Source organism: Pseudomonas sp. REP124 (assembly GCF_020164475.1).
Classification (GTDB): domain Bacteria; phylum Pseudomonadota; class Gammaproteobacteria; order Pseudomonadales; family Pseudomonadaceae; genus Aquipseudomonas.
Genome location: NZ_JAIQWX010000006.1, coordinates 80,875 through 90,826, shown reverse-complemented (window position 1 = coordinate 90,826; position 9,952 = coordinate 80,875). Strand labels below are relative to the sequence as shown.

The following is a 9,952-nucleotide window of genomic DNA, read 5'->3' as shown; positions in this document are numbered from 1 at the left end:
GCGAACCCACCTACGAACTGGATCGGGCCAGCGTTCACCGACTCGGCCCGCAACAGAACTCCAGCTATCTGATGCCTAAGGATGAAGCATGACTTCAGCCAAGCCCGGCAGCCGCAAAGGGCTGTTCTCACTAGAAGATTATCTGGCGCCTCCCGCTGTCCCGACAGGGCAAACACCCAAAGATGTGCTCAATACTATCTGGCGCAAGAACGAGGTGTTTCTCGATATCGGTTCTTACAGCATCGGCTCTTTTGTGATGGTGCTTTGGCCGGTAGTCCTGATCTTTCTATGGATGGCATGGGACATGGGTTTTGAGTCGCTGAATGTTGCCTTTTGGTATGGATTCATGTGTTTTTGCGGCTTTCCGATACTGATGCTCATCTACATTCTGAGATGCCCTGTGCCTCTCCCTGTACGCTTCAACCGCCAACGCCGCGAAGTCTGTGTGCCTTTCGACGATGGTCGTTACTGGATCGTGCCGTGGGAGCAGGTCACAGCCCAAGCCGTGGCGATGGATTCAGTTGGTCGGCACGGAAAGACCACCCAAGGTTTATTGGTCGTTGGCTTTCGAAATCCCGACCCCGATGCGCCCGAAAAGGAGCGTGATTTCAGCCTGGGATTCAGTTGCGGCGGCGGTGAAACGGCAATGTGCCTTTGGGAGTGCATACGCAGCTATATGGAGGTTGGGCCTGACTCTGTTCCGAAATGCAATTTTGAGGGTGAAAACACGGAGAAAAGTTTTTTGGGATGGACTTTCACTCTTTTGTTCGACGCGTTGAAATCTGCTGCAAAGGGAGACTTAAAGGATGCACTCAAACATGTTGTCTTCACTGTGTTTTTAGGCGCTCCCTTGGGTTTCTATCTGCAAGAGCGAAAGTTAGTTCCGCCACCGGATCTAACTGACGCGGGAATAAAGGAATGGTCCAAACCTCTGCCTCCCGAAGAGTGGGCTCAACGCTCAGCGGAGCTGGAGACAGCCATCGCCATGCGTGAGGCGGAATTAGCTCCGCAGCAACATTCCCAAAGCAGTCGGTTCACCTGACACAGCGCGCTCGCAGGAACTGGGGCGGCTTCGCCGCCCAACGGGGATAAATCCCCTCACCACAGATACCCCCTCATCACTGATAAATACACCCCTCACAGATAAACCGCTCGCCCCACAAACCGGCACCACCAACCCGAGTTCGCAACCCCAAAACAGTGCAGGCTTTCCACCGCGCCCATTTTCGTGCACTAATCGCTTCCGGCAATTTCCTGAATACCTTTTAAACGCTTGTTCGGCACTCTGGTTCGGAAATTGCTACCTTCATTAGGTCTTACGCTTACCAGTAACAATAATTCTGCGCCACAAGCGCTCATATTGGTTCTTAGGGATTGAATAATGAAAAAAGCATTGCTGACCCTGTCTGCACTGGCATTGTGCGTAGCTGCTGGCTCTGCGCTGGCGAAGGAATACAAGGAATTGCGCTTCGGTGTTGACCCTTCCTACGCTCCGTTCGAGTCGAAAGCGGCCGATGGCAGCCTGGTAGGCTTCGATATCGATCTGGGCAACGCAATCTGCGCCGAGCTGAAGGTCAAGTGCAAATGGGTCGAAAGCGATTTCGACGGCATGATTCCGGGCCTGAAGGCCAATAAATTCGACGGTGTCATCTCTTCGATGACCGTCACCCCGGCCCGCGAAAAAGCCATCGACTTCTCCAGCGAGCTGTTCTCCGGCCCGACCGCCTATGTCTCCAAGAAAGATTCCGGCGTGACCACCGACGTCGCTTCCCTCAAAGGCAAAACCGTCGGCTACGAGCAAGGCACCATCCAGGAAGCCTATGCCAAGGCGGTTCTGGACAAGGCTGGCGTGAAAACCCAGGCCTACCAGAACCAGGATCAGGTATATGCAGACCTGATGTCCGGTCGTCTTGATGCCGGTATCCAGGACATGCTGCAGGCCGAACTGGGCTTTTTGAAGTCACCGCAAGGCACCGGTTATGAAGTCAGCCAAGCGGTCGACAGCGAACTGCTGCCAGCCAAAACCGCCGTCGGTATTAAGAAAGGTAACACCGAGCTGAAGGCACTTTTGGACAAAGGTATCAAAGCGTTACACGATGATGGCACCTACGCCACCATTCAGAAGAAACACTTTGGCGATCTGAATCTGTACAGCGGCAAATAATGCCCGGCGCCCATCTTGCGATGGGCGCTTTTCTCTTCCGCTCAGGTTGCTGATTTATGTTCGAAAACCTATTACAAAATCTGGGGCTCTCAGCCTTCAGCCTCAAGGGCTTCGGTCCGTTGCTGATGGAAGGCACCTGGATGACCATCAAATTATCGGCGATGTCGCTGCTGGTGGCCGTGTTGCTCGGCCTGATCGGCGCCAGTGCCAAGCTGTCAAAAGTCAAAGTGGTGCGCCTGCCTGCCCAGTGCTACACCACGCTGATTCGCGGGGTGCCGGACCTGGTGCTGATGCTGCTGATCTTCTACAGCCTGCAAACCTGGCTGACGTCGTTTACCGACTACATGGAATGGGAATACATCGAGATCAACCCGTTCAGCGCCGGGGTACTGACCCTGGGCTTCATTTATGGCGCGTACTTCACCGAGACCTTCCGTGGCGCGATTCTCGCCGTGCCCCGCGGCCAGGTCGAAGCGGCCACCGCCTACGGCCTCAAGCGCGGCCAGCGTTTCCGCCTAGTGGTGTTCCCGCAGATGATGCGTTACGCCCTGCCGGGTATCGGCAATAACTGGATGGTGATGCTCAAGGCCACCGCACTGGTGTCGATCATCGGTCTGGCCGACCTGGTCAAAGCCGCGCAGGACGCCGGTAAAAGCAGCTATCAACTGTTCTATTTCCTGGTGCTCGCCGCTGTGATCTACCTGCTGATCACCAGCGCCTCCAACGTCATTCTGCGCTGGCTGGAACGCCGCTACGCCGCAGGCACACGGGAGGCCGTACGATGATCGAACTCCTGCAGGAATACTGGAGGCCTTTCCTCTATAGCGACGGTCAGAACATCACGGGCCTGGCCATGACCATGTGGCTGCTCAGCGCGTCGATTTTCTTCGGTTTCATCGTATCGATTCCGCTGTCCATCGCCCGGGTCTCGAGCCGTTTCTACATTCGCTGGCCGGTGCAGTTCTACACCTACCTGTTCCGTGGCACGCCGCTCTACATCCAATTGCTGATCTGCTACACCGGGATCTACAGCCTGGCCGCCGTGCGCGCGCAACCGCTGCTCGACAGTTTCTTCCGCGATGCGATGAACTGCACCATCCTGGCGTTCGCCCTGAACACCTGCGCCTACACCACGGAGATTTTCGCCGGGGCGATTCGCAGCATGGCCCATGGTGAAGTCGAAGCGGCCAAGGCCTACGGCCTCACCGGCTGGAAGCTGTACGCCTACGTGATCATGCCCTCGGCCCTGCGCCGTTCGTTGCCCTACTACAGCAACGAAGTGATCCTGATGCTGCACTCGACCACAGTGGCTTTCACCGCGACCATTCCGGACATTCTGAAAGTGGCTCGGGACGCCAACTCGGCGACCTTCCTGACCTTCCAGTCGTTCGGCATCGCCGCGCTGATCTACCTGGCCATCACCTTTACGCTGGTCGGCCTGTTCCGTCTTGCCGAACGCCGCTGGCTGGCCTTCCTCGGACCGACCCACTAGCACCTATCCTGTTTCAGGGAACAAGCGATGCGCCACCAGATACATGATCTGCTGTCTCCGGTACCGGGGACAGCACGACAGATCCACAGCTTCCACTTCGGGCCGACCTCGGCCCAAGGCAAGATCTACATCCAGTCGTCCCTTCACGCCGATGAAATGCCCGGCATGCTGGTGTCCTGGCACCTCAAGCAACGTCTGGCGGAGCTGGAAGCCGCCGGCCGCCTGCGCAGCGAAATCGTGCTGGTCCCGGTCGCCAATCCGGTCGGCCTGGAACAGGTGCTGATGGATGTGCCGCTGGGCCGGTACGAGCTGGAAAGCGGGCAGAACTTCAACCGCTGGTTCGTCGACTTGAGTGAAGAAGTCGGCAACGAGATCGAAGGCCAGCTAAGCGACGATCCGCATCACAACTTGCAACTGATTCGCAGCAGCCTGCGCCATGCCCTGGCGCGTCACACCGCCAGCACCCAACTGCAATCTCAGCGCCTGACCCTGCAACGGCTCGCCTGTGATGCCGACATGGTGCTGGACCTGCATTGCGATTTCGAAGCGGTCGCTCACCTCTACACCACCCCCGAGGCCTGGTCGCAGGTCGAACCGCTGGCGCGCTACATCGGTGCCGAAGCCAGCCTGCTGGCCACCGATTCCGGCGGTCAGTCGTTCGACGAATGCTTCACCCTGCTGTGGTGGCAATTGAAGGAACGCTTCGGCGAGCACTTCGATATTCCGCTGGGCAGCTTCTCCGTGACCGTTGAGCTGCGCGGCCAGGGCGACGTCAATCACCCGCTGGCCAGTCTCGACAGCCAGGCGCTGATCGATTACCTGATTCACTTCGGCGCTATTGCCGGCGAACCGGCGCCCTTGCCCGAACTGCCCTACCCGGCCACCCCGCTGGCCGGCGTCGAACCGGTCGCCACGCCGGTCGGCGGCCTGCTGGTGTTCACCGCCATGCCAGGGGAATACCTGGAAGCCGGACAACTGATCGCCGAAATCATCGACCCCATTTCCGACAGCGTCACGCCGGTGCGTTGCACCGCCAGCGGCCTGATGTACGCCCGCTCGCTGCGACGCATGGCCACCGCCGGTATGGTGATCGCTCACGTTGCAGGCGCCGAAGCCTATCGCAGCGGCTACCTACTTTCGCCTTGAGGATGCTTGTTCCATGTACAAACTGACCATTGAAGACCTGCATAAAAGCTATGGCGATCATGAGGTGCTCAAGGGTGTTTCGCTCAAGGCCAACACCGGCGACGTCATCAGCCTGATCGGCGCCAGCGGCTCGGGCAAAAGTACCTTCCTGCGTTGCATCAACTTTCTTGAACAACCCAACGACGGCGCAATGACCCTCGACGGCCAGTCGATCCGCATGATCAAGGATCGCCACGGTATGCATGTCGCCGATCCGGATGAGCTGCAAAAGATCCGCACTCGCCTGGCCATGGTGTTCCAGCACTTCAACTTGTGGAGCCACATGACGGTGCTGGAGAACATCACCATGGCGCCACGCCGGGTGCTGGGCTGCGGCAAGCAGGAAGCCGAAGACCGCGCTCGCCGTTACCTGGACAAGGTCGGCCTGCCGGCGCGGGTGGCCGAGCAATATCCGGCGTTTCTTTCCGGCGGCCAGCAACAGCGCGTGGCGATTGCCCGGGCGCTGGCGATGGAGCCGGAAGTGATGCTGTTCGACGAACCGACCTCGGCGCTCGACCCGGAACTGGTGGGCGAAGTGCTGAAGGTGATCCAGGGCCTGGCCGAGGAAGGCCGGACCATGATCATGGTGACCCACGAAATGAGCTTCGCGCGCAAGGTTTCGAGCCAGGTGCTGTTCCTGCACCAGGGCCGGGTGGAAGAAGAAGGCGCGCCGGAAGAGGTGTTGGGTAATCCGAAGAGCGAGCGTCTCAAGCAGTTCCTGAGCGGCAATCTCAAGTAAACACGCCTCCCCTGTGGGAGCGGGCTTGCTCGCGAAACGGTGTGTCAGTCGATACAGTTTTGTCTGACATACCGCATTCGCGAGCAAGCCCGCTCCCACAGGTTCGTGTGGATTTTCAAGCTAACTGGAACGCCAACTAAACTACCCACCACCGGCCGTGGTCACTGAAAGAACACTTTCAGAGCGCACACCACCGGCATGGGAAGCTCCTCCGACTTCGCAAAACAATGGTTCACCACCCGCGACTGGAAGCCGTTCGCCTTTCAGAAACAGGTGTGGACCGCCGTCAAGAGCGGGCAATCCGGATTGCTGCACGCCAGCACCGGCGCCGGTAAAACCTACGCCGTCTGGTTCGCCGCGCTCAATCGCTTCGCCCGCATCCCGCCTCCCGTTGATACCCCGCGCAAACGCAAACCGCTCGCCGAACCGCTGACCGTGTTGTGGATAACCCCCATGCGAGCCCTGGCAGCCGATACGGCTCGCGCGCTGCAAACGCCCCTGACCGATTTACAGATCCCGTGGACTGTCGGCCTGCGCACCGGTGACACCAGCAGCAGCGAACGCGCGCGGCAGAGCCGGCGCTTGCCGAGCACCCTGATCACCACCCCGGAAAGCCTGACCCTGATGCTCGCCCGGGCCGACGCCGAAACCGCGCTCGCCACCTTGCACATGGTGGTGGTCGATGAGTGGCACGAACTACTGGGCAACAAGCGCGGCGTGCAACTGCAACTGGCATTGGCGCGTTTACGTCGCTGGCAGCCGCAGCTGATCGTCTGGGGCGTTTCCGCGACCCTGGGTAATCAATCCCACGCCGAACAGGTGCTTATCCCACAGGGCGGCGGCATCAGCGTTCAAGGTCAAGCCAGCAAAACGTTGCAGATCGACACGCTGCTCCCTCCTGCTATCGAACGCTTTCCATGGGCCGGGCATATCGGCCTGAAGATGTTGCCGCAGGTGGTCGCGGAACTCGAATCCAGCGCCAGCAGCCTGGTATTCACCAACACCCGCGCCCAATCCGAGATCTGGTATCAGGCCTTGCTCGAAGCCCGCCCGGACTGGGCCGGGCTGATTGCCTTGCACCACAGTTCGTTGTCCCGCGATACCCGCGACTGGGTCGAACGCGCGCTCAAGGATGGACAACTCAAGGCGGTGGTCTGCACCTCCAGCCTGGATCTGGGTGTGGACTTTCTGCCCGTGGAGCGGGTGCTGCAAATCGGATCGGCCAAGGGTGTGGCGCGGCTGATGCAGCGCGCGGGGCGTTCCGGTCACGCGCCAGGACGGGTGTCGCGGGTCACGCTGGTGCCGACTCACAGCCTGGAACTGGTGGAGGCAGCCGCGGCACGGGACGCGGTGGCGCAAGGCCGGATCGAACCGCGACTGTCGCCGGTCAAGCCACTGGATGTGCTGGTGCAGCACCTGGTCAGCATCGCTTTGGGAGGCGGATTTTTGCCTGATGAGTTGTACGAAGAGGTGCGCGGCGCCTGGGCCTATCGTGACCTGAACCCGGCCGAATGGGCGTGGGCGCTGGCTTTCGTACGCCATGGCGGGCTTTCTCTGACGGCCTATCCGGATTACCGCCGGGTCGAACCGGATGATCAGGGCGTGTGGCGGGTGCCTGATGCCAGGCTGGCGCGGCGACACCGGATGAGCATCGGCACCATCGTCAGTGACGCGAGTATTCATCTGAAGTTCTGGAGCAAGGGCGGGGGCGGCAAACAGCTTGGTAGCGTCGAGGAAGGTTTTATCGCACGCCTCAAGCCCGGTGACGGCTTCCTGTTTGCTGGGCGTTTGCTGGAGCTGGTGCGGGTGGAAAACATGACCGCCTACGTCAAGCGCAGCACCGCGAAAAAAGCTGCGGTGCCGCGCTGGAATGGCGGGCGCATGCCGTTGTCCAGCGAACTGGCGGATGCGGTGGTCGCACGCTTTTCGGCTGCGGCAAAGGGCACGTTCGAGGGCCCGGAAATGCGCGCGGTGCGGCCGTTGCTGGAGGTGCAACAGCGCTGGTCCGGGCTGCCGACCGAGCACAGTTTGCTGGCCGAAACTCTGAAGTCCCGCGAGGGCTGGCACCTGTTCCTTTATCCCTTCGCTGGACGCCAGGTGCATCTGGGGCTGGCCAGTCTGCTGGCGTGGCGAGTCAGTCAGCGCCAGCCCGTGACCTTCTCGATCGCGGTCAATGATTACGGTCTGGAATTGCTCAGCGCGACACCGGTCGACTGGGCGCGGGAGCTCGATAGCGCGTTGCTCAGTCCCGAGCACCTGTTAAATGACGTATTGGCCAGCCTGAATGCAGGCGAGCTGGCCTTGCGCCGATTCAGGGAAATCGCCCGGATTGCCGGTCTGGTCTTCGCCGGCTACCCCGGCGCGCCAAAAAGCACGCGTCAGGTCCAGGCCTCCAGCGGGTTGTTCTTCGAGGTGTTCAAACAATACGACGCAGGCAACCTGCTACTGGCCCAGGCCGGGGAAGAAGTGCTGGCTCAGGAGCTTGATATCCGCCGTCTGGAACAGTCGCTGGAGCGAATCAACCGGATGAGCCTGGACCTGCACCCGATCAAACGTCCAACGCCCCTCGGTTTTCCGCTGTTGGTGGAACGCATGCGCGAAAGCATGAGCTCGGAAAAACTCGCCGATCGCATCAGACGCATGGTCAGCGATCTGGAGAAAACCGCCGAAACCGGGAAGGAATGATGAGTACGCCCTACCCCATAAGTCTGGCGGGAGAAACCCTCTGGTTATTGCCGGAAAAAGCCATTTACTGGCCGGCGCAGCAGGCGCTGTTGGTGGCGGATGTGCATTTCGGCAAGGCGGCGGCTTATCGAAGCCTTGGCCAGCCCGTCCCTCGGGGCACCACGACCCACAACATTGCCGTGCTCGATACCGTATTGAAGGTCTTGCCCTGTCGGCAGCTGATCTTCCTGGGGGACTTTCTCCATGGTCCGGGCTCCCATGCTTCAGCAACGCTCGATGCCCTTGCGTCATGGCGTGCGCGGCATGCTGATCTGTCCATGACGCTGATCCGCGGCAATCACGACAAGCGTGCGGGCGATCCACCCGCAGCCCTGAACATTGGCGTGGTGTCCGAGCCAATGTTGCTGGGGCCGTTCTCCTTGCAGCACGAGCCAGATCCGCATGCGGACAGGCATGTGCTGGCCGGGCATGTGCATCCGATTTATCGGCTGCATGGCAAAGGGCGGCAAAGCTTGCGGCTGGCTTGTTTCAAGATTGGCGAGAGGGTGAGCCTGCTGCCGGCGTTCGGGGCGTTTACCGGGGGGTATCAGGTTGAGCGCGATGACAGCTGTCGGATCTTCGTCATCGGCGACAACGAAATCTGGCCGCTCACCCTGTAGGAGCGAGCTTGCTCGCGATGAACGACAGAACACCGCGGAGCATCAGGACTCCAGCGTCATCGTTGACCACCATCGCGAGCAAGCTCGGCTCCTACAGGAAATCACGCAACGGGCGCGGGCGGCGGCTCGTCCGGCAGCATCGGCTCACCGGGCTCGGTGGGTTGTTCATTGGGGGTATCGGGATCAGGCTGGCCTGGAATGCCGCCTGCCATGCTGATCGGCGGGTGTGCCAACAAGGACCAGGCCAAAACGCCAACCTGATTGGGCTCGAGCCTTGCCAGTTCGGCACTTATTCGCGGGTCGATCTTCATAATGCACTCCTGAGCAATGGCCCGATCCGCCTTGCGCGGTTCGGGCAGTACACTCCATAGAGTGTACGCTCGCTCAGGAATTCCCCTGATTTGTCAGACGGCTGACTCAGGTCCGCGGCAGGGTCACGCCGCGCTGCCCCTGGTACTTGCCGCCACGGTCCTTGTAGGACACTTCGCACTCTTCGTCGGATTCGAGGAACAGCATCTGCGCCACGCCTTCGTTGGCGTAGATTTTCGCCGGCAGGTTGGTGGTGTTGGAGAATTCCAGGGTCACGTGGCCTTCCCACTCCGGCTCCAGCGGGGTCACGTTGACGATAATGCCGCAACGGGCATAGGTGCTCTTGCCCAGGCAGATGGTCAGGACATTGCGCGGGATGCGGAAGTATTCGACGGTGCTGGCCAGCGCAAAAGAGTTCGGCGGGATGATGCAGACATCGCTTTCGATGTCGACGAAGCTGCCGGCGTCGAAGTTCTTCGGGTCGACGATGGCCGAATTGATGTTGGTGAACACCTTGAATTTATTGGTGCAACGCACATCGTAGCCATAGCTGGACACGCCGAAGGAAATCACCCGGCTGTCGCTTTCGCCGCGCACCTGGCGCTCGACGAAAGGCTCGATCATGTTGTGTTCCTGCGCCATGCGGCGAATCCACTTGTCCGATTTGATGCTCATGGCGGTGTCCTGAAATAGCGAGGTGGAAAAATCTGTCCGGCATC

Annotated in this window: 10 protein-coding genes; 8 read left to right on the top strand and 2 right to left on the bottom strand. The window is 60.0% G+C overall.

Annotated features, from left to right (window positions below; translation table 11 throughout):
• The first annotated feature begins 88 nt into the window (after positions 1-88).
• The 8 genes from K9857_RS03135 (at position 89) to pdeM (ending at position 8,924) form a co-directional block, all read left to right on the top strand.
• A complete protein-coding gene (locus K9857_RS03135) occupies positions 89-1,042 on the top strand; it encodes a DUF6708 domain-containing protein (RefSeq protein ID WP_224533437.1) in 954 nt (317 codons plus the stop codon).
• A 339-nt stretch (positions 1,043-1,381) separates the two neighbouring features.
• Entirely contained in the window at positions 1,382-2,164 is a 783-nt protein-coding gene (locus tag K9857_RS03130; protein ID WP_224533436.1) for a transporter substrate-binding domain-containing protein, read from the top strand.
• Between the two features lie 56 nt (positions 2,165-2,220).
• On the top strand, positions 2,221-2,949 hold the full coding sequence (locus tag K9857_RS03125; RefSeq protein ID WP_224533435.1) for an ABC transporter permease: 729 nt from the start codon (positions 2,221-2,223) through the stop codon (positions 2,947-2,949).
• Positions 2,946-3,656 carry an ABC transporter permease gene (locus tag K9857_RS03120; protein WP_224533434.1) on the top strand — a complete coding sequence of 237 codons (711 nt, stop codon included), beginning with the start codon at positions 2,946-2,948 and terminating at the stop codon, positions 3,654-3,656. The genes K9857_RS03125 and K9857_RS03120 overlap by 4 nt, the downstream gene beginning before the upstream one ends.
• A 27-nt stretch (positions 3,657-3,683) precedes the next feature.
• Positions 3,684-4,802: a succinylglutamate desuccinylase/aspartoacylase family protein gene (locus K9857_RS03115; RefSeq protein WP_224533433.1), complete on the top strand. Its 1,119-nt coding sequence runs from the start codon at positions 3,684-3,686 to the stop codon at positions 4,800-4,802.
• 13 nt (positions 4,803-4,815) lie between these two features.
• On the top strand, positions 4,816-5,580 hold the full coding sequence (locus tag K9857_RS03110; protein WP_224533432.1) for an ABC transporter ATP-binding protein: 765 nt from the start codon (positions 4,816-4,818) through the stop codon (positions 5,578-5,580).
• A 198-nt stretch (positions 5,581-5,778) separates the two neighbouring features.
• The gene (locus K9857_RS03105; protein WP_224533431.1) at positions 5,779-8,265 is read left to right on the top strand and encodes a ligase-associated DNA damage response DEXH box helicase; all 2,487 of its coding nucleotides are present in this window, start codon (positions 5,779-5,781) and stop codon (positions 8,263-8,265) included.
• Complete coding sequence (gene pdeM / locus K9857_RS03100; protein ID WP_224533430.1) at positions 8,265-8,924, top strand: ligase-associated DNA damage response endonuclease PdeM; 660 nt, start codon at positions 8,265-8,267, stop codon at positions 8,922-8,924. The genes K9857_RS03105 and pdeM overlap by 1 nt, the downstream gene beginning before the upstream one ends.
• A gap of 101 nt (positions 8,925-9,025) precedes the next feature.
• Here the strand turns inward: pdeM and K9857_RS03095 are convergent, their stop codons facing one another.
• Together K9857_RS03095 and dcd are read right to left on the bottom strand one after the other, a co-directional pair.
• Complete coding sequence (locus tag K9857_RS03095) at positions 9,026-9,235, bottom strand: hypothetical protein (RefSeq protein WP_224533429.1); 210 nt, start codon at positions 9,233-9,235, stop codon at positions 9,026-9,028.
• Positions 9,236-9,341: 106 nt separating this feature from the next.
• A complete protein-coding gene (gene dcd / locus K9857_RS03090; RefSeq protein WP_192302454.1) occupies positions 9,342-9,908 on the bottom strand; it encodes a dCTP deaminase in 567 nt (188 codons plus the stop codon).
• Positions 9,909-9,952 lie beyond the last annotated feature (44 nt).